The 19,291-nt window shown below is 65.6% G+C and carries 17 protein-coding genes and 1 pseudogene; 6 read left to right on the top strand and 12 right to left on the bottom strand.

Annotated elements, in window-relative coordinates:
* The first annotated feature begins 10 nt into the window (after positions 1–10).
* From G3545_RS28965 to mnhG, 6 genes are read left to right on the top strand one after another with little or no spacing between them, the layout of a single operon-like run.
* Entirely contained in the window at positions 11–2,968 is a 2,958-nt protein-coding gene (locus tag G3545_RS28965; protein WP_170017736.1) for a monovalent cation/H+ antiporter subunit A, read from the top strand.
* Positions 2,968–3,306 (top strand): Na+/H+ antiporter subunit C, encoded by a 339-nt coding sequence (locus G3545_RS28960; protein WP_170017735.1) that lies wholly within the window; start codon positions 2,968–2,970, stop codon positions 3,304–3,306. Before G3545_RS28965 ends, G3545_RS28960 begins: the two co-directional genes overlap by 1 nt.
* Entirely contained in the window at positions 3,303–4,931 is a 1,629-nt protein-coding gene (locus G3545_RS28955; protein WP_170017734.1) for a monovalent cation/H+ antiporter subunit D, read from the top strand. The genes G3545_RS28960 and G3545_RS28955 overlap by 4 nt, the downstream gene beginning before the upstream one ends.
* Positions 4,928–5,416, top strand: a complete 489-nt coding sequence (locus G3545_RS28950) for a Na+/H+ antiporter subunit E (protein ID WP_170017733.1) — start codon at positions 4,928–4,930, stop codon at positions 5,414–5,416. Before G3545_RS28955 ends, G3545_RS28950 begins: the two co-directional genes overlap by 4 nt.
* An 8-nt stretch (positions 5,417–5,424) precedes the next feature.
* The gene (locus G3545_RS28945) at positions 5,425–5,706 is read left to right on the top strand and encodes a K+/H+ antiporter subunit F (RefSeq protein ID WP_170017732.1); all 282 of its coding nucleotides are present in this window, start codon (positions 5,425–5,427) and stop codon (positions 5,704–5,706) included.
* A complete protein-coding gene (mnhG, locus tag G3545_RS28940; RefSeq protein WP_170017731.1) occupies positions 5,703–6,119 on the top strand; it encodes a monovalent cation/H(+) antiporter subunit G in 417 nt (138 codons plus the stop codon). Before G3545_RS28945 ends, mnhG begins: the two co-directional genes overlap by 4 nt.
* 17 nt (positions 6,120–6,136) lie before the next feature.
* On the opposite strand, the gene G3545_RS28935 is transcribed toward mnhG, so the two are convergent.
* The 12 genes and pseudogenes from G3545_RS28935 to G3545_RS28885 all read right to left on the bottom strand — a co-directional run bounded on the left by G3545_RS28935 (position 6,137) and on the right by G3545_RS28885 (position 19,287).
* Positions 6,137–6,349, bottom strand: coding sequence for a ribbon-helix-helix domain-containing protein (locus tag G3545_RS28935; RefSeq protein ID WP_246702618.1), 213 nt, complete (start codon positions 6,347–6,349; stop codon positions 6,137–6,139).
* Positions 6,350–6,510: 161 nt separating this feature from the next.
* Positions 6,511–6,686, bottom strand: a pseudogene (locus G3545_RS29830) (6-aminohexanoate hydrolase); the annotation flags it as partial.
* A gap of 45 nt (positions 6,687–6,731) precedes the next feature.
* Positions 6,732–8,078 carry a sorbosone dehydrogenase family protein gene (locus G3545_RS28930; RefSeq protein ID WP_170017729.1) on the bottom strand — a complete coding sequence of 449 codons (1,347 nt, stop codon included), beginning with the start codon at positions 8,076–8,078 and terminating at the stop codon, positions 6,732–6,734.
* Positions 8,075–8,554 carry a DUF2231 domain-containing protein gene (locus G3545_RS28925; protein WP_246702617.1) on the bottom strand — a complete coding sequence of 160 codons (480 nt, stop codon included), beginning with the start codon at positions 8,552–8,554 and terminating at the stop codon, positions 8,075–8,077. The genes G3545_RS28930 and G3545_RS28925 overlap by 4 nt, the downstream gene beginning before the upstream one ends.
* Before the next feature lie 242 nt (positions 8,555–8,796).
* Positions 8,797–9,822, bottom strand: a complete 1,026-nt coding sequence (locus G3545_RS28920; protein WP_170017728.1) for an FAD-dependent oxidoreductase — start codon at positions 9,820–9,822, stop codon at positions 8,797–8,799.
* On the bottom strand, positions 9,792–12,341 hold the full coding sequence (locus G3545_RS28915) for a hypothetical protein (RefSeq protein WP_170017727.1): 2,550 nt from the start codon (positions 12,339–12,341) through the stop codon (positions 9,792–9,794). Before G3545_RS28915 ends, G3545_RS28920 begins: the two co-directional genes overlap by 31 nt.
* A 216-nt stretch (positions 12,342–12,557) precedes the next feature.
* Positions 12,558–13,574: a diguanylate cyclase gene (locus G3545_RS28910; protein WP_170017726.1), complete on the bottom strand. Its 1,017-nt coding sequence runs from the start codon at positions 13,572–13,574 to the stop codon at positions 12,558–12,560.
* 12 nt (positions 13,575–13,586) lie between these two features.
* Positions 13,587–14,606 (bottom strand): chemotaxis response regulator protein-glutamate methylesterase, encoded by a 1,020-nt coding sequence (locus G3545_RS28905; RefSeq protein ID WP_170017725.1) that lies wholly within the window; start codon positions 14,604–14,606, stop codon positions 13,587–13,589.
* Positions 14,607–14,640: 34 nt separating this feature from the next.
* Positions 14,641–16,914, bottom strand: coding sequence for a hybrid sensor histidine kinase/response regulator (locus G3545_RS28900; RefSeq protein WP_170017724.1), 2,274 nt, complete (start codon positions 16,912–16,914; stop codon positions 14,641–14,643).
* A complete protein-coding gene (locus tag G3545_RS28895) occupies positions 16,911–17,540 on the bottom strand; it encodes a chemotaxis protein CheW (RefSeq protein WP_170017723.1) in 630 nt (209 codons plus the stop codon). Before G3545_RS28895 ends, G3545_RS28900 begins: the two co-directional genes overlap by 4 nt.
* Positions 17,537–18,838, bottom strand: a complete 1,302-nt coding sequence (locus G3545_RS28890) for a protein-glutamate O-methyltransferase CheR (protein WP_246702616.1) — start codon at positions 18,836–18,838, stop codon at positions 17,537–17,539. Before G3545_RS28890 ends, G3545_RS28895 begins: the two co-directional genes overlap by 4 nt.
* A complete protein-coding gene (locus G3545_RS28885) occupies positions 18,835–19,287 on the bottom strand; it encodes a chemotaxis protein CheW (RefSeq protein ID WP_246702615.1) in 453 nt (150 codons plus the stop codon). The genes G3545_RS28890 and G3545_RS28885 overlap by 4 nt, the downstream gene beginning before the upstream one ends.
* Positions 19,288–19,291: the final 4 nt, after the last annotated feature.

The raw sequence follows: 19,291 nt of genomic DNA, 5'->3' as shown, positions 1-19,291 counted from the left end.
TTAGCCAGAGATGCCAACCGGCACGCAAGCCCTTCTGCTCATCCTGGTACTCCCGTTTGCCGGCAGCCTGGCTGCCGGTTTCCTGCCGACCAAGGCGCGCAACGCCGCGGCGCTGTTGACCGGCGGCATTGGCGTCGTCGGCACCGTCATCGTCGCGCTTCTCTATCCCCTGGCTGCGGGCGACGGCGTACGCTTCGGGCTCACCTGGCTGCCCACGCTTGGCCTCGATTTCACGCTGCGCCTTGATGGCCTGGCCTGGCTTTTCGCCGTCCTCATCTATGGCATCGGCGCGCTCGTCGCGCTCTATGCGCGCTACTATATGTCCGAGGAAGACCCGGTCCCGCGCTTCTTCTCGTTCCTGCTCGCCTTCATGGGCTCGATGCTCGGCGTGGTGCTGTCCGGCAATCTCGTGCAGCTGGTATTTTTCTGGGAGCTGACCAGCCTCTTCTCGTTCCTGCTGATCGGCTACTGGCACCAGAACCCCGCGGCGCGCGAGGGCGCGCGCATGGCGCTGACCGTCACCGGGACCGGGGGCCTCTGTCTGTTCGTGGGTGTGCTGCTGATCGGGCGCATCGTCGGCAGCTATGACCTCGACATCGTGCTGGCCTCCGGCGACCTGATCCGCTTCCATTCGCTCTATGTGCCGGCACTGGTGCTGATCCTCATCGGCGCCTTCACCAAGAGCGCGCAGTTCCCCTTCCATTTCTGGCTGCCGCACGCGATGGCGGCGCCGACGCCGGTCTCCGCCTATCTGCATTCCGCGACGATGGTGAAGGCCGGCATCTTCCTGCTGACCCGGCTTTGGCCTGTCATGGCCGGCACCGATGCGTGGTTCTACACGGTGGTGCCCGTGGGGCTCGCCACCCTGGTGTTCGGCGCCTATTCCGCGATCTTCCAGCAGGACATGAAGGGCCTGCTGGCCTACTCAACCATCAGCCATCTCGGCCTGATCACGCTGCTGCTGGGCCTTGGCAGCCCGTTGGCGGCGGTGGCGGCGATCTTCCACACCATCAATCACGCCACCTTCAAGGCCTCGCTTTTCATGGCGGCGGGCATCATCGACCACGAGACCGGCACGCGCGACCTGCGCAAGCTGAGCGGGCTCTATCCCTATATGCCGGTAACCGCCCGGCTCGCCATGGTGGCGGCGGCAGCGATGGCGGGGGTGCCGCTGCTCAACGGCTTCCTGTCCAAGGAGATGTTCTTCGCCGAGGCGATCGCAGACCATACGGGGTCGCTGCTCGACGATTCCCTACCCTATTTTGCGACGCTGGCCGCCATCTTCAGCGTCGCCTATTCGCTGCGTTTCATCCTCGGCGCCTTCTTCGGCCCGCCGCCGGTCGGCCTGCCGCGCACGCCGCACGAGCCGGCGCAATGGATGCGCTTCCCCATCGAGGTGCTGGTGCTGATCTGCGTCGTGGTCGGCATTGTACCGGGCCTGACCATCGGCCCGGTATTGGCTACCGCCGCGATGGCGGTGATCGGTCCCGACCTGCCCTATTACAGCCTCGCCGTCTGGCACGGCTTCACACTCGCATTGGCGATGAGCATTGTCGCTGTTCTCGGCGGCATCGCGCTCTATCTGTTCCTGCGCGGCTATCTCGACAGCGGCATCGAGGGCCCGCCGCTGCTGCGCCGTATCAAGGGCCAGCGCATCTTCGACGATGTACTGGTCACAGTATCCTGGAGTTGGGCCAGGGCGCTGGAGCGTTGGCTCGGGACGCGCCGACTGCAACCGCAACTGCGCATCCTGCTTGCCACTACGATCGTCGCCGCATTCCTGCCCTTCTACTTTAATGGCTGGCCGGGCGTCGGCAGCGTCCCGTGGACGTCGATCGACCCGGCCTTCGCGCTGGTCTGGGCGATCGGCGGAGGCTGCGCGCTCGCCGCCGCCTACAAAGCGAAGTACCACCGCCTCGCGGCGCTGATCTTCGTCGGCGTGGCCGGCCTCGTCACCTGCATCACCTTCGTCTGGTTGTCGGCACCGGACCTTGCGGTGACGCAGTTGCTCGTCGAGATCGTGACGACCGTGCTGATCCTGCTCGGCCTGCGCTGGCTGCCGCAGCGCCTGGAGCCGGAGAAGCCCGGGGGACCCGACCTCAACGCCCGCCTGCGCCGCTATCTCGATCTCGCCTTCGCCGTGCTGGTCGGAGCCGGGCTCACCGCGATCTCCTATGCGGTGATGACGCGCCCGCTGCCGGAAAGCGTCTCGCGCTACTTCGTCGAGCGCGCCTATACGGAGGGCGGCGGCACCAACATCGTCAATGTGATCCTGGTGGACTTCCGCGGCTTCGACACCCAGGGCGAGATCGCGGTGCTGTGCATCGTCGCGCTCACCGTGTTCGCGCTGCTGCGACGCTTCCGCCCGGCGACTGAGGCCACGCAGAGCCCGGAACAGCAGCGGATCCAGAATGCGCTCGACGACGCCGCACCGGATCGTCAGGTCGGCGACACGCTGTCCGATTATCTCTTCATCCCGCGCATCATCATGCAGTGGATGTTCCCGGTGATCGGCGTGCTCGCGATCTATCTCTTCATGCGCGGCCACGATCTGCCCGGCGGCGGCTTCGCCGCGGGCATCACGCTCTCCATCACTTTCATCGTGCAGTACATGGCGAGCGGCACGCGCTGGGTGGAAGACCGATTGCGCGTGCTGCCACTGCGCTGGATGGGCGTTGGACTTCTCACCTCGATCGCCACGGGCGCTGGCTCGTGGCTCTTCGGCTATCCGTTCCTGACCTCGGAAGCGCGCTATCTCGACGTTCCGGTCATCGGCAAGATTCCGATGGCGAGTGCCTTGCTGTTCGATCTCGGCGTCTTCGCCCTGGTGGTCGGCGCGACCGTGCTGATCCTCGTCGCACTCGCCCACCAGTCACTGCGCACACCGCGCCTGTCCCGCACCCTCGCCAGGGCCGAGGCGGAGACGGAAGCCGCGGCGCCGGCGGAAGCCGTGACGGGAGAAGCCTGATGGAACTGATCCTCGCCATCGGCATCGGCATCTTCGCGGGGTCTGGCGTGTGGCTGCTGCTGCGCCCGCGCACCTACCAGGTCATCATCGGCCTCGCCTTGATCTCCTATGCCGTCAATCTCTTCATCTTCGCCATGGGCCGCTTGCGCGTCGGCGCACCGCCGATCCTCCAGCCGGGCGAAGTAGGCAATCCCGCTAACTTCACCGATCCGCTGCCGCAGGCGCTGGTGCTGACCGCGATCGTCATCGGCTTCGCGATGACGGCGTTGTTCCTGGTGGTGCTACTGGCAGCGCGCGGCCTCACCGGCACCGACCATGTCGACGGGCGGGAACAATGACCATGCCCGCGATCGACCACCTCATATCACTGCCGATCCTGCTGCCCATCGTGGTCGGCGCGCTGCTGCTGCTGCTCGACGAGGGCCGCCGCGAGCTCAAGGCCGCGGCGAGCGTCGTGACGACGATCGTCCTGCTCGGCATCGCCATCGCCCTCATGGCGCGGGTGATGATGCCGGCGCCCGACGGCGACAGCATCGTCCTCGTCTATCCGCTGGGCAATTGGCCGGCGCCGTTCGGCATCGTCCTCGTCGCCGACCGGCTCTCGGTACTGATGCTGGTGCTCAACGCCATTCTCGGCGTTGCCTGCCTGCTGTTCGCGCTGGCGCGCTGGCACAAGATGGGGCCGCGTTTCCACACGCTGTTCCTGATGCAGCTCGCCGGTCTCAATGGTGCGTTTCTCACCGGCGACCTGTTCAATCTGTTCGTGTTCTTCGAGGTGCTGCTCGCCGCCTCCTACGCGCTGGTGCTGCACGGCTCGGGTACGGTGCGGCTGCGCGCGAGCCTGCACTATATCCCGATCAATCTCGTCGCCTCCTCGCTGTTTCTGGTCGGCGTGTCGCTGATCTACGCCGTCACCGGCACGCTCAACATGGCCGATCTCGCGCGGCTCATTCCTTCCGTGCCGCCCGAGAATCGCATCCTGCTCGAGGCCGGCGCCGCAATCCTCGGCGTCGCCTTCCTGATCAAGGCCGGCATGTGGCCGCTGAGCTTCTGGCTGCCGACCACCTATGCCGCCGCCTGCGCGCCGATCGCCGCGCTGTTCGCGATCATGAGCAAGGTCGGCATCTATGTGATCCTGCGGCTGTTCCTGCTGTTCTTCGGCGAGGGCACTGGCGCGACGGCGGGATTCGGCGGCGACTGGCTGTTCTATGGCGGACTCGTCACCATCGCCTTCGGCGGCATCGGCGTGCTCGCCTCGCAGTCCATGCCGCGACTTGCCGGCTACTATGTGCTGGTCTCCTCGGGCACGCTGCTCGCCGCCATCGGCACCGGCAACAGCGCCGTGATCTCGGGCGCGCTCTATTATCTGGTCAGTTCGACGCTCTCCATCTCCGCCTTCTTCCTGCTCATCGAATTGATCGAACGCGGCCGCGACGCCGGCGCCGACGTGCTGGCGGTGACGATGGAAATCTTCGGCGACCCGGAAGAGGACGTCGAGGACCAGGACGAGGAGGTCGGCGTCGCCATCCCCGCCACCGTCGCAGTGCTGGGCGGCGCCTTCGTTGCCTGCACCGTGCTGTTCGCCGGCCTGCCACCGCTCTCCGGTTTCATCGCCAAGTTCGCCATGCTCTCCGCGCTGCTCAATGAGGCCGGCGGCGTGCCACCCTCTCATTGGGCGCTCGTGGTGCTGCTCATGCTGTCCGGGCTGGCGGCACTGATAGCCATGACCCGTACCGGCATCCGCGTGCTGTGGGCACCACTGGAAAGCACGATCCCGAGGGTGCGTCTGGTCGAAGTCGGGCCGATGCTGGTGCTGCTGCTGCTCAGCGTTGGTCTCACCGTCTTCGGCGGACCGGCAATGCGCTACATGGAAGTAACGGCTCAAGTGCTGTACTGGCCTCGGGAATATGCCCGCGACGTGCTGGCGACTTCACCGCTGCCGGTGGAAAGGGCGGCGCCATGAAGCGGGTGCTGCCCTACCCTCTCCTGTTCCTCGCGCTATGGGCGATGTGGCTGCTGCTGAACCAGAGCGTCTCGCCCGGCCAGCTGATATTCGGCGCGCTTATCGCTTTCGGCGCCTGCTGGGCGATGGCGGCGCTCGGTCCGGAGCCGGCGCGGGTGCGCAGCCCGGGCGCGGTGATCCGGCTCGCCGGGCGCGTCGCAGTGGATGTCGTGCGCTCCAACATCGCCGTCGGCCGCATCATCCTCGGGCTGGCCCCGCCGAACCGGCGCTCCGGTTTCATGACCGTCCCGCTCGACCTCACCAACCACTACGGCCTCACGGTGCTGAGCATTGTCCTCACCGCCACACCAGGCACGCTATGGATGAACTACGACTCGGCGCGCCGCGAGTTGCTGCTGCATGTGCTGGACCTCGTTGACGAGGAGGAGTGGGTCCGTCTCATCAAGGACCGCTATGAGCGACTGCTGATCGAGATATTCGAATGAGCGCAACCATGGCTGCACAGATCCTCGACGGCGCGCTGGTCTTGGCGCAGGTGCTGCTGGCCGCGGCAATGGCGATCGCAGCATACCGGCTGGTGCGTGGGCCGCGGGCGCAAGACCGCATCCTTGGCCTCGACACCTTCTATGTGAACGCGATGCTGCTGCTCGTGGTGCTCGGCATACGCAGCGGTACCACGCTTTATTTCGAGGCGGCGCTTATCATCGGAATGCTCGGCTTCGTCGGCACCGTGGCGTTCGCCAAATTCCTCATGCGAGGTGAGGTCATCGAATGAACGGTGCGTCCACATTGCCGACCTGGGCCGCACTGCTGGTAGCCGCTCTCGTGGTAGCGGGAGCGCTGATCACCCTGATCGGCTCCTTCGGGTTGCTGCGGTTGCGCAGCTTCTATGAACGCGCCCACGCGCCGACGCTGGGCGCCACCCTCGGCACCGGATTCATCCTCGTCGGCTCGATGATATGCTTCACCGTGCTCAAGGGCAGGCCGTCCGTGCACGAGATCCTGATTGCGATCTTCGTGACGCTCACCACACCCGTCACGCTGATGATGCTTGCGAGGGCCACGCTATACCGCGACAAGCTGGAAGGCGGGGCGCCTCCGCCGAATTCTCCCCCGCCGACCACAATCGCCAGCAGCCGCGCCGGCCAGAACCATGCCGACGACATTGCCGGAACACGCGAGATCTGAGTGTCGAGGGCTACCAATCAGCCGTTCGTCCCAGCATCGCCCGAGCGCTTGCGATAGTGGGCGAGGATGAATGTTCGGATGGCTGAAGAGAGATTCGAGTCACCCCGATTGTAGTCAATCTCGGCAATCTGCGCGGCGATCGACCTTCCCTCGATCGCGGAAATCTCCTTCAACGCTCCCCAGAACTCGTCCTCGATCGTCAGGCCGATGCGTCGACCGGAGGTCCACACGGAACGTTTTCTCGAAGTGAGGGGGCAAGCAGGCAATAGTCTGCTCCAACTCGCGGCAATGATCCGAACCGCCGATTGGATGATAGCCTTTCGACTACCCGAAAAATACCTGGGTTGCCGAAAGCGTCACCCCGCATCGAGCGCCGCGACGAGACGGCCGGGCGCGAATTTGTCCTTGCTTCCCACGAGCGGGAAATCCACGAGGCCGGCACCAGTTGCCGGCCATCAGACGCCTGCCCGCCATTGCGGTAGAGTTCGCCAAAGGCGTGCAGCGAGCGCGGGCTCATCGCCATCTCATTGCCGCCATGCCCTGCGGATCGCACGCCCATGCGGCGATGGCGAGGCACTGTGCGCATCTACGCTGCGCTGCGAGTCTTCTGGATCAGGACGACGAGCCGCTGGCCGTCACTCGCCAGACGGTGTTGCCGACATCGTCAGCGATCAGAAGAGCGCCGCTCTTGTCCATCGCGACGCCAACCGGGCGCCCGCGCGCCTTGCCATCGGCATCGAGGAAGCCGGTCACGAAGTCCTCGGCCTTGCCGCTGGGGCGTCCGTCCTTGAACGGCACGAACACCACCTTGTAGCCGTTGAACTGGTCACGGTCCCAGCTGCCGTGCTCGCCGACGAAGGCGCCGCCGCGATATTTCTCAGGCATCGCGTCGGCTGTGTTGAAGGCAAGCCCGAGCGGGGCGACATGTGAGCTCAGCGCATAGTCCGGCGCGATCGCTTTCTCGACGAGGTCGGGCCGCTGCGGCTGCACCCGCGGATCGACATGCTGGCCATAATAGCTGTAGGGCCAGCCGTAGAAGGCGCCGTCCTTCACCGAGGTCATGTAGTCCGGCACCAGGTCGGGGCCGAGTTCGTCGCGCTCATTGATCACCGCCCACAGCGCACCGGTCTGCGGCTCCCAACTCAGCCCGTTGGGATTGCGCAGACCGCTCGCGAAGACGCGCCAGCGCCCGGTGGCACGGTCGACCTCGAGGATCGCGGCGCGGTTCTTCTCGGCCTCGATGCCGTTCTCGGTGATGTTGCTGTTGGAACCGACGCCGGCATAGAGCAGCTTGCCGTCGCGGCTGGCGACCAGGCTCTTTGTCCAGTGATGGTCGATCGGCCCGCCCGGCAGCTCGGTAAGCGTGGTGCCTGGCTGAGTGATCTTGGTGTCGCCGTCCTTGTACGGATAGCGCACGATGGCATCGGTGTTGGCGACATAGAGATCGCCACCGACCAGCGAGACGCCGAACGGCGAATTGAGATGGTCGAGGAACACCGAGCGGGTCTCCGGCTTGCCGTCGCCGTCGGCGTCGCGCAGGAGGGTGATGCGGTTGCTGGCCCCGGTGTCGCCGCCCGACGTCACCCAGGTTTCGACCCAGCCCATCACGATGTCCTTGGGCCGTTTCACCGCAGCAGCGGGGGGCGCCTTGGATTCCACCACCAGCACGTCGCCGTTGGGCAGCACATACAGCGAGCGCGGATGCTGGAGGCCAGTGGCAAGCGCCTCGATCTTGAAGCCAGCCGGGACGGTTGGCGCCTCGCCCTCTTTCCAGCCGATCACCTCGGCGAGGTGCATCGGCGGGAAAAGATACTGGTGAGGCTCGGGCAGGACCGGGTTCGGCCCGATCTGGGTCTGGGGATCGAACCGGTCAGCCGCATAGGCGGCGATCGCCAGTGTCGAGCAGCACAGCACCGCGAGAGCCGCGGTGCGGCCGGCCGGAATGAATTTGCGCTTCATTGGACAGTAACTCCGGGACGGGGGCGGTAGATCATGGTCCAGCCAAAGGACGCGGTGCCGATCAGGGACACCACGGTCGCGGCAGAGAGGATCAGCCCCCAGGGCACCACCGAGGTCCAGGCATCGCGGGTGTGAACCAGCATGTTCAGGGTGGCGAAGACCAGCACCACCAGATTGCCGATCAGATAGGCCCAGATGCCCTCGCGGCGACGGTGCGACGGCCGCGCGGCGATCTCGATGAGGCCGACTATGAGAAACAGCCAGCCGAGCACCACGCCGGTGCTGACCAGCCATGCCGAGAAATCCGCCCACATCATCTCGGCGCTTCGCCAGTAGACGAGGTCGGTGAGCAGCGCCCCGACGAAGCAGGTCGCCGGTACGACGGCCAGCATGGCGTGGAAGGGTGGTGCGGCGTAGACCACGGTAGCTGGACGATCGCCCAGCGCCCCGCTTGTCTCGAATGTCTCGATTTTCATTGAATGCAACCCCGCTGCGCAATTGCAGATGGCTGTCGGCCAAACATGCGGGGAAACGGCATGTTCCAGCGGGATCGATCACTCCACGCTGAGCGAACCTAGCGGCAGCCGGTACCGGCGCGCGACCATCGGCCGATGGCGCCCGACACTGTGCAGGAAATCCCGGCTGATCAGAGGTCCATCATCGAGCCTGAATTCGAAGGGCATAGAACGTGTCAGGGGGTAACTTGCGGAATTTGGCGTTACGCGAAGCAGTCTGCGCCAATACTCCTGTAAAAGTCACGAAGTCGTGCGGCGTCGGCAGCAAACCATCCCCCGACCCATTCATGATAGGCAGCCGCGATCTCGTCCGCAGGCGCCTTTCCGGCGATGCTGGCGGCGATCAAATGAGCTGCCGTCATTCCCGAAAGCAGCGCTTTCAACACGCCATGGGACGAGGTCGGATCCAGGGTCGCGGAGGAATCGCCGACCATGAACCAGCCGGCGCCGGCCGTCCGCTCAGCCATGCGCCAGGTCACGTCAGCACCACGCTCCGGACCCAGGGCGGCAAGGCCCCGGAGTTCATCCGGCACTTCGCCAACGGCGCGCTCGCCGAAGCGGATGGACGTCCATTGATAGGTCCGCGGACGCACCCGTGCGGACCACGTCCATCCCGATGCGTTCCCGACCAGCAGCGGCGCCTCGTCACGGGCGGGACACGAACCCTCGACATAGCCGTACCGCGCGACCAGTCGCGGCGAGCGGGCCGGGCTGGCAATGCCCATGGTGCGCCCCAGCCAGCGCGAGGCACCGGTGGCGTCGACGACGATCTGCGCCGTGATCGGCCCGGTCGATGTCATCACACCGCCGGGCATGGAGCCGTGCTCCAGCACCCCGGCCACCGCACAGTGCTCGCGCACGACGACTCCCAGTGATCGGGCTCGATCGAGCAGCAGCGCGTCGAAATCTGCACGCCAGACCTGAAGCCCTTGCCACGGCCCGGCGGCGTCACTGCCGAATGCCTCGAACCGGCGGGGACCACCCCATTCGATCCATAGTCCGTCGTGGCGCGCGCCGACCACCTCCGGCAGCCGGGCGGCGAGTCCGAGTTGCGCGAGCAACGGCTCCACTCCCGGATGAAGCGTCTCGCCCGGCCGATCCCGGGCGCCGGGCTCGCGCTCGCACAGCACGACGCGCAGACCGCGCGATGCGCAGGCGATCGCCGTGGCGCTGCCCGCAGGCCCGCCGCCGACAACGACTACGTCGGCATCGAATTGTCTGTCAGCCATGGACCGTTGTCGCGCTGGATCAGTACGGTGTTGCCGGAAACGTAAGCCCGGCCCTGCTCCAGTACTTCCACGAGGCTGATGTGGATGTCGAGCGGATCGGGCGTCTCCTTCCCCCAGCGATAGACATGGATCGCGTAGCGCCGCGGACCGGCAAGCTGCTGGGCCGCGGCCTTTTCCGCAGCCTGCAACCCGGGATCGTCGGCCCGCACCACCTGGAACGACAAGACGGCCCAGGCCGCCTTGGCCTGCAGCACCTTGTAGGTTGCCGCGGGCTTGCCGAAGCGCGCCACGAAGTCCGGGTCATGGATGCCGAGCGCCCAGTAAACGGCCTGCATCGCCATGATGCGGGCCTGATACTCCGGCGTGTCGACGCGCGAGGTAAGCGCCGCCGTCATGGTGCCGACCATGTCGATATAGTCGACGCGATTGGCATTCGCGTAGGCCACCACCGGCGCGCTCCCCGCTGCCCGCAGGGTCGGACCGCGCACCCCGTCCCACGGCAGGTAGCTCCCATCCTCGAGCGGCGCGCTTCCGATCTCCTGGTCGGTGAGCGGGGCGATCGTGGGGTATGGATAGAACTCGCCGCCGATGCGCTTGTCCGGCACGAAGGTGCGCGTCGAATCCGGCGCGACTCCCGGCCAATAGGCGCCCAGCGCCGCGCAAAGCTTGGCATCCTCGATGAAGGGCGAGCCGAGCGCATAGCCGGCCATGAATTTCTGCAAGGGGCGGTTCGGATCGTTATAGTAGACGCCCTGGCTGGTCTCCCATCCCGGATCGAACAGGCCCGGCGAGCCGTCGGGAAGGCCGGTCTTCTGCACTGTCCAGGGGCCGTTTGGCTGCTGGGAAGTCTGCGCAGCCTCGGTGGGCTGCGTCACGATGGCGGTGATCGTCGTGTCATCGAGGCTGAATCCGACCGGCAGCGTGATGTTCCCGGCGATACGCGTCTGGGACAGCGCCAGGGGCTGAATGGCCCAGAGCGCGTCGCGGATCGGCTCGGGCACCTTGGTGCGCCACCACACCATCAAGTCGCGCTGCGTGACCTTGGGAAAGAAATCCGGCAGCCCGACCGTGCAATAGGCCGGGTGGATCGCATCCACGCGGTCGGCCAGCTGGGGGCAGTCGACCTCGACCCATCCGTCGCCGACACCGTCGAAATAATGCAGCGCCTCATAGCCGCCGCGGGCTATGATGTCGTCCATGTCGGGTCGCAGGTTCAGATTGTCGATCTGGCCATTCGGCAGGACGCGATGGCGGATATTGATGTATTCCGGCGCGGGGCGCTGCGTGTCCTGGTACGTATCCAGCATGTATCGCGGTTCGCCGGGGGGCGGGTTCGGCGTGCCGAGCGGCAGCACCTGCATCGCCGCGAGCTGAAGATTTTCGGGATCCGACGTGTATCGCCCGTCGACCGGAAAGGTCAGCATGCGACCCTGGTATTGGGCCTGCGTGATCAGGGTATTCGGCCGGGGCTCGAGGACGCCGTCGCCGAAATCGGGGCGCTCGGAAAGTGATCCGATCATCGCATCCTTTATGACGAACGGGAAATTCTCCAGATCTTCGCCACGCCAGTTGTTCTTCAATCCGGCAAGATCAAGGAAGCGATGGAACTGAGCGAGACCGTCATTGCGCAGGTCGCGTTTCAGCTCAACGCGAAGATCAAGACCGGCAATGCATTCGCGCCCGCTGAACAGCTTGTGGACCGGCACCCAGAAGGCCAGGTCCTTGTCTCCCGGAAGCCGGTCTTGTGGTCCGAACGTCTCGGAGGTGCCGCGCATCTGCACGGCGAGATAAGCGCTGAAGCGCCTGGGGGTGACCCGGAAGTCGAACGGCCGAGCATCATCCAGCGAGACAAAGTTGCGCGCCCGCGCGTCGTACAATGGTGGCAGAGTCCCCAGTCGCGTGATGCCGGTGCGCGAGAAGCACAGTTCCGCGTGCCGGGAATGCACCGACATCGGGGCGCTCTGATATTGCGGAGCGAAGACCACCATTCCCAGTGGCTGGCCGTTTGCCCGCTGCCGCACTTCATCAAGGCTGGGTGGGGAAAGGCCATAGACGTAGTTCTCGACCGCCTCGATTTCGGCCAGTGTCGGAAAGCCCCGCAACTCACCGCCATTGCGGTCGGCCACCACGGTGGGCGACGCCAGCGCGTGATACAGCAGGCTGCGCTCCGGCCGACCGGCTTCGACCGCCCGCCTGCCGGCGAGCGTGAAATCGCCGAAGCCCGGGAAGCTTCGGTCGATCTGGGGCAAATCCTTCGTCAGTTCAGCGGCGAGGTCGTTCGACGTGATGTCGAGCCCGCCTGCTGTCGCGTCGAGCAGGAGCTGTCGCCACCCGAGCGGCGCGAGCCGCCGGCAGGCCGAGCTCACGTTCTCGATCAATGAGGAGGCGTTGTGTGCTGTGGCGCTGCTGGCGCCAAAGGCTACGAAAGCGCCGAAACCGAGCGCGGTTTCCCGGATGAACGCCCGGCGAGTCTTCGTCCATGACATTTGACAGGATCCAAGATCGATAACACGGGGCATGGCGTAGTACGTGTGGGCGGTATTTATGCGATACGCACACCAGTGCATGCAACTGATGATTGGAATGCTTTTACTTGGTGCTTACGGGACAACCGCCCTACGGGCGTTTTCGCCTGCGCCCAGGGTACCCATGGTCTTTGTGCGTACCGGCACCTGGAGAAAATCGCCTTCGCACGAACGTCGGCGCTGCCGGCAGTGTGCCGCTCCGAACGACAATCATGCAATCGCGACGTTAAGTTCCACCCTGTCTCGACCCGCGGCCTTAGCCCGGAATAGCGCAATGTCGGCGGCATTAATGGCGTCGTCCGGCGACGTCGCATCGCTGGGCACCGCCGATGCGACCCCGGCACTGATCGTCACCCGGCCCGCGCCATGCGGAATGGCAAGATCACGCACCTGCTGGACAAGGCGTTCGGCAATTGCTCCTGCCGCTTCAAGTGGCGCGTCGAGCAGGACGACGACGAACTCCTCCCCACCGAAGCGGGCCGCCAGATCGCCGGCGCGGCCGGCACCAGTCTGGATGACGCCGGCGACCTGCTTCAGCACCTCGTCACCGGCCAGGTGCCCATAGGCGTCGTTGTATCGCTTGAAGTTGTCGACATCGATCATCAGCAGGGACATTGTTGCCCTTGTCCGCTGCGCACGCCGCCATTCCGCCTGCATATACTCGTCGAAATAGCGCCGATTTCCGAGGCTGGTCAGTCCGTCAATCCGCGTCAATCGCTGCAGTTCGAGATTTGCGTTCAACAGCTGGCGCTGGCTCTCGCGCAGGGCAGTATATGCCGCGTCCCGCTGAACATGGTCCAGATAGGCCCTGCTGTGGTAGCGGATCCGCGCGATGAGCTCGACGCGATCCGGCAGCTTGACGAGGTAATCGTTGGCTCCAGCCCTGAATGCGTCGCTTTTTGTGCTCGGCTCGTCTTTTGTGGAGAGAACGATGACTGGCACGGCGTGGGTCGCCTGCGTCGCCCGGTATTGGCGCACGAGTTCAAGCCCATCTATGCCCGGCATGACAAGATCCTGCAGGATCACCGTCGGCTTGATCTCCTCGGCGGTGCGGACCGCTTCCAGCGGAGCTGTGCAGTAGTGGAAATCGATATCGGACTCGCCGAGCAGGGCGCGCCGGACCGCTTCGCAGATCAGCACCTGGTCATCGACGAGTAGCACCATGGACAGATAGTTGTCCGACAGCGGAGGAAGAAAAGTTGACGCTGCGCCCGGTTCGCTGGACATGCGGAAGCCTCTTCAATACGTGGTCGCACAGGCTTCGATGAGCCGGTTCGCAATCGAATTGAGCGGTAAGATGTCGACGGCTGCACCAATCGCGGCTGCCGCCTTGGGCATGCCATACACGGCGCTGGTCGCCTGGTCTTGCGCAATAGTCAGGTGATGCGCATCGCGGAGCGTCTTGAGCCCCCGCGCACCGTCTCTACCCATTCCTGTGAGCAACACACCGAACAGTTCTCCCCCCCACCTGCGTGCCGCGCTTTCGAAGAAGACGTCAACGGACGGCCGGTAAGGATAGTCGCGTGGCTCGGACGTATAGCCAAGTTCGGTGGCGGATTTGAAGACGAGATGGTTGCTCGTGGCAGCAACGAGGACCACTCCGACCTCCGGCCTGTCGCCGTCCTGCGCCGGGCGGACCGGGAGGGCCGTATGCTGACCCAGCCAGTCCGCCAGACCCGGGACGAACTTCTCGTCGACGTGCTGGACCAGCACGAGGGCCGCAGGAATATCGCCGGGCAGTCCGCCGAGCACTGCCGCGACCGCCGCCGGACCGCCCGCGGAGGCGCCAATGGCGATGAGCTTGCGGACTGCTCCGGACGCTGGGAGTGCATGCGGCATCGCCCGGCGCCGCGTGCCGCTGTCGCCCACCAGCTTGCCGATCGTGGCAATCTTCGACAGCAGCAGCGAGGCGTTCGATGCCATGCCTTCGAACGGAACTACCGACGGAATATCGACCGCGTCGAGCGCGCCGTAGCCCATCGCCTCGTAGACGCCGGGAACGTTGGCGTCGATGCTGGCCGTTACCAGTAGGATCGGGCAAGGGGTCTCCGCCATGATGCGCCGGGTCGCCTCGACGCCGCCCATCTCCGGCATGGTGAGATCCATCAGGACGAGGTCGGGCAGGTCGCGCCGGCATGCCTCCACCGCCTCGCGCCCGTTGGTCGCGGTCCAGGCGAGTTGGTGCGCGGGCGCGGAGGCGATCACGCGCCGGAGCAGTTCCACGGCCATCGGCAGATCATTGACGACTCCGATCCTCATTGCCCTGCCCTCATCATGACTATCCGGAACGGTCTCACTCGGACGCGGGACCGATCAGGTCCGCGACCGCCTGGATCAGCGTGTCGTCGTGGAAGCTTCCCTTCGTCAAATAATAGTCCGCTCCGGCATCGAGCCCACGGCGGCGGTCCTCCTCGCGGTCCTTGTAGGAAACCACCATCACCGGCAGGCTTCGAAGCCGGACGTCGCGCTTGATCAGCGTCACCAGCTCGATGCCGTCCATGCGCGGCATGTCGATGTCGGTGACCACCAGATCGAACGGATCCGAGCGTACGGCATTCCAGCCATCCATGCCGTCGACAGCAACCTCGACATCATAGCCATGCTGGTCAAGCAGCTTGCGCTCCAGTTCGCGGACAGTGAGTGAATCGTCCACCACCAGGACGCGTTTGCGCCGTGCCGGGTCGGCACTCGCCGTGGCCCGCTGCAGAGTGCGGAGCCGCCCTGACGATGTGAGCTTCTCGGCGGAGCGGATCAGATCGTCCACGTCGATGATAAGGACCGGAGAGCCATCCTCGATCAGCGCCGCGGCGCTCACATCCTTGACCTTGGCAAGGCGCGGATCGAGCGGACGCACCACGAGCTCGCGCTCGCCCAGGAAACGGTCGACGATAAGCCCGTAGGAATCAGCGCCCTCACCTATGATGACGATGGGCAGCTCCGCCCGGTCCAACCGTGCTTCCCCGCGGTCGAGTATCTCATGCACGGTGATGAGGCCGACCTGGCGGTCGCCGAAGCGAAAATGCGGCCTGCCTTCAAGTGTTTCGATCGCATCGCGGGACAGCACCAAAGTCCGCGTTATTCCGGCCAGCGGAAAGGCATAAGGTTCTTCGCTCACCTCGACCAGCAGGGTCCGCATCACCGACAGCGTGAGCGGCAGCTGGAGCAGGAACTGCGTTCCGAAGCCGAACGTCGAGGACACGCTGGCAAGCCCTCGCACCTGCTTGGCCATGGCCTGGACGGCATCGAGCCCGACGCCACGGCCCGATATGTCGCTGACCGTCGTCTTCATCGAGAAGCCGGGCAGGAACAGGAATTCGAGCAGTTCGGCTTCGCTCAGGCTGCCGACCGTCTCACGCGTGGTCAGTTGGTGGGCCAGGATTGCGCGGCGGAGCTGCTCGAAATCGATGCCTCGTCCGTCGTCGGCGACAAGGATCTGCAGCAAACCCGCATTGTGCCGCGCCTCTAACCGGATGACACCTTCTGGCGGCTTACCGGCGGCGATCCGCTCGTCCGGCATCTCGATCCCGTGGTCGATGGCGTTGCGGAGCAGGTGGCCGAGCGGCGCGTCGAGCTGATCGAGTATGTCACGGTCGATGCCGGTTGAGCCGCCGACAATCTCGAGCCTCACGTTCTTGCCGAGCGCGCGGCCGAGGTCGCGCACGGTGCGCGTGAAGTGACGCACGCCGTCCTCGAACGGTCGCATCCGGCTAGCCAGTGTCTCCGCATAGAGTCTGTTGGCAAGGTCTGTGGCCCGTCGATCGACGGAATCCAGTTCGGCGAGGCGCTCGATGAGAAAGTCCCGGCTCTGGACGAGCTTCTCCTGCGTGGTCGAGAGAGCCTGTCCGATTTGATCGTCGTTGTTGGCTAATCGCAGCGTCGCGCTGAGCTCGTCGAAGGCCCTGGCGAGTTGGTCATGATGTCGCTTCAGCCGCAGCAGCCGGTCGGCGAAGGGACGCAGGCGGCGAGCCTCCATCAGCGATTCGCCGGCGAGCCCGAGCAATCGGTTCATGGCGTCTGCCGTTATGCGGATCATCCGGTCCGAGCCGGGACCAGGCTGCGGTGCAGGCTCGACAAGGCCGGCGTCGGCCGGCGCCGCCGGTTCCAGGGCGTGCGCCGGGGCGGATAGGGTTGGCTCTTCCTCCGGTACTTTGCCGGCGCCGGGGACATCCCCTCCCGCAGAGGCTTGCTCCAGCGTGCGCAGGAAGCGCGCGATCTCCGGCTCCGCCGCAGCACCGCCCGCCGGCGCCCCGGAAGCGACCAAAGCGAGCAGGTCCACCCCCTTCAGCAAGGTATCTATATGTTCGTGCCGAAGGCGAAGCCGCCCGCGCTGTGCCGCGACGAGACATTCCTCCATGACGTGCGCGATCCGCACTGCGGGCTCGAGGTCGATGATCCGTGCGGCGCCCTTCAGTGAATGGGCCGCGCGCATGCAGCTTTCGAGATGGTCGGCGGCGACCGGATCGCGCTCAAGGGCGAGCAGGCCCGCCGTAAGAGCCTGCGACTGGGATTCGAGCTCGACCCGGAAGAGATCGAGCATGGAGAACTGGCTGAGGTCCTCCCCGCTCATGCGATGCTCCGGTCGAGCGTTTCGATAATCAGCTTGTCGTTCAGCCGGCCGACGGTGCGGCCCTTCCAGGCGATCATGATGGATGCGAAGGACGATGCCGACTTGCCGACTGTCACGGGTACGTCGACGACGTCCCGCGTCGCGTAGCGATGGACGCCATGCACCTCGTCGACGGGGAAGGCGACGCGCCGGCCATCGCGGCCGATCACCGCCAGGCGGGGGAACGCCTTGGTCCGGTCGCCGCGCTCCACCGTTTTCGCCTCGGCGATCCCCAGCAGGGCTGCCAGCGAAACGCAGACCAGCAACTCGCCACGAACATTGACGATGCCGAGCACCAGATTATCGCGGCGGTGCGGAAGCGAGTGATGGCGGCGCGGCTCGGCCACCTCGTGGAACAGGCCGGTCGACAGCGCCAGCCATTCGTCGCCGATCCGGAACAGAACGACCGTGCGATCCTCGCCGCCCTCCTCTTCGGCGGCGCGCCGATCCGGCTCGGCGAAGTGCCGCGCCCATTCCTCCCGGTATCCTGCCGGTAATGGCCGATCGAGCAGCCCATCCGCGATCTGGCCGCCGACGGCGTCTTCTCTTGACCGCTCGGACGGCTCGGCATCAATTCCGGCGCTCATCCGATGCCGTTCCTCTTCGCGATCCTGCCGAGCCGGCTATTGAGCACCTTTGCACCAGCCATGTCACCCTGGCGCTCCAGCAGGAGCGACAGGTGGGCAAGCGTCTCGCGATGGTCAGGAGCGAGATACAGTGCCTTGCGATAATTCTCGATGGCTTCCGGCACCGCGCGGCCGGCGTCATGGGCAAGGCCCAGCAGGTAGAAGATGCCGGGCGAAGGGCCAAAGGTCTCGATGTGCCTGTGCGCCGCCTGCTTCGCCTCCTCGAGGCGTCCCGCATTCGCCGCCCGCTCGACCGCCTCGAGACTTCGCTGCGCCGGATCGTCCTTCTGGAGAGGCGATGCGGGCTCATTGAGCGGTTTCGAGATAGGCAGATGTCGGGCCGGCGCCAGGCCGCGGGCCTTTGCAGGATCCACATCCCCGACGCGAGCGAGGGTTGCCGTGGGACGTCGGGCCTTCACCGGCCTGGCCGGAGACTGGACGCCAGACCCCGCGACCGGCGCGGCCTGGGGCACTGACTCCTGTTTGACGAAGGCGAAGGCCATCGGCGTTCGCGCCGAGGCAAAGCCGAAGAGTGTCGGCAGGCTCGATTCCGCCGGACCCACCAGCAGAAGCCCGCCGAGGCGCAGAAGCTGCCGCAGGCGGTCCAGGGCGCGCTGCTGCAATTCCCGGTCGAAATAGATCAGCAGGTTGCGACAGAACACGATGTCGTAGGAGTCCGCGCCCGAGGTCGCGGCAGGATCAAACAGGTTTCCCGCGCTGAACCGCACTTGCTTCAGGACAGCCGAGTTCGGCCGGTGGCCACCATCGACAGGATCGAAATAGCGGGCACGGAAGGCTAGGTCGGCACCGCGGAACGAATTCCGTCCGTAGATCGCGCGCGTCGCCTCCGCGATGTTGCGGGTCGAGACGTCGACCCCGTCGACCGTGAAGTCCGACGCGGCGAAGCCCGCATCGAACATCGCCATCGCCATCGAATAAGGCTCCTCGCCGCTCGAGCAGGGCAGGCTCAGCATCTGGATGGGCAACCCGGGGCGGAGGTTCGCTCGCGCATGGCGAGCCATGGCGGCGAAGGCTTCCCGATCGCGGAAGAACCAGGTCTCCGGAATGATGACGGCGTTGACCAGTTCCTGGAGTTCCTGGCGCGAGCTTGTCAGCAGCCGCCAGTATTCGGAAGCTTCCGTGAAGCGGCAGGCCGCCATGCGCTGCTTCAGTGCATACTGCACCACGGATCCGCCGACCGTCTCGACGTGCAGGCCGATCGCTTCACGAAGCAGTTTCTCCACATCTGCCAACATCATGCGCCGGCCCCGGCCTGCCGGAACAATATGCTGCGAATCTCGTCGGTGAGCAGCGCCTCGGCGCGTATCCACTGGATGAGCCCGTCCGCGTCCGAGACAACCGGCCCGAGATAGTCCGGCGTCCCCGCCTCGACGCCGGTGGCAACGAAATCCGCTGCGTCGCGCTGGATGGTCTTGACCACCCGCTCCGCACAAATGGCGAGGCGGTGGGCTTCCTCGCCCTCCGCCGGATAGCGCACGAGAATGATCCGCGTGCTCATCACCGGCGTCGACGGTCTGCCGAGCGCGAGTTGGCTCAGATCGATCAGCGGCACGGGCGCGCCACGATAGTTGATGACGCCGACGACGCCAGGCGGCGCGCCGGGCAGGCCCTTCGCGTCCATGAGCGGCAGCACCTGCTCGATCTGTTCTACATCGAGAACATATCGATCGCCTCCAACGTGGAACATCAGG

This window comes from Starkeya sp. ORNL1 (assembly GCF_012971745.1).
GTDB lineage: Bacteria > Pseudomonadota > Alphaproteobacteria > Rhizobiales > Xanthobacteraceae > Ancylobacter.
This window is presented reverse-complemented; position numbering and strand designations above follow the sequence as displayed.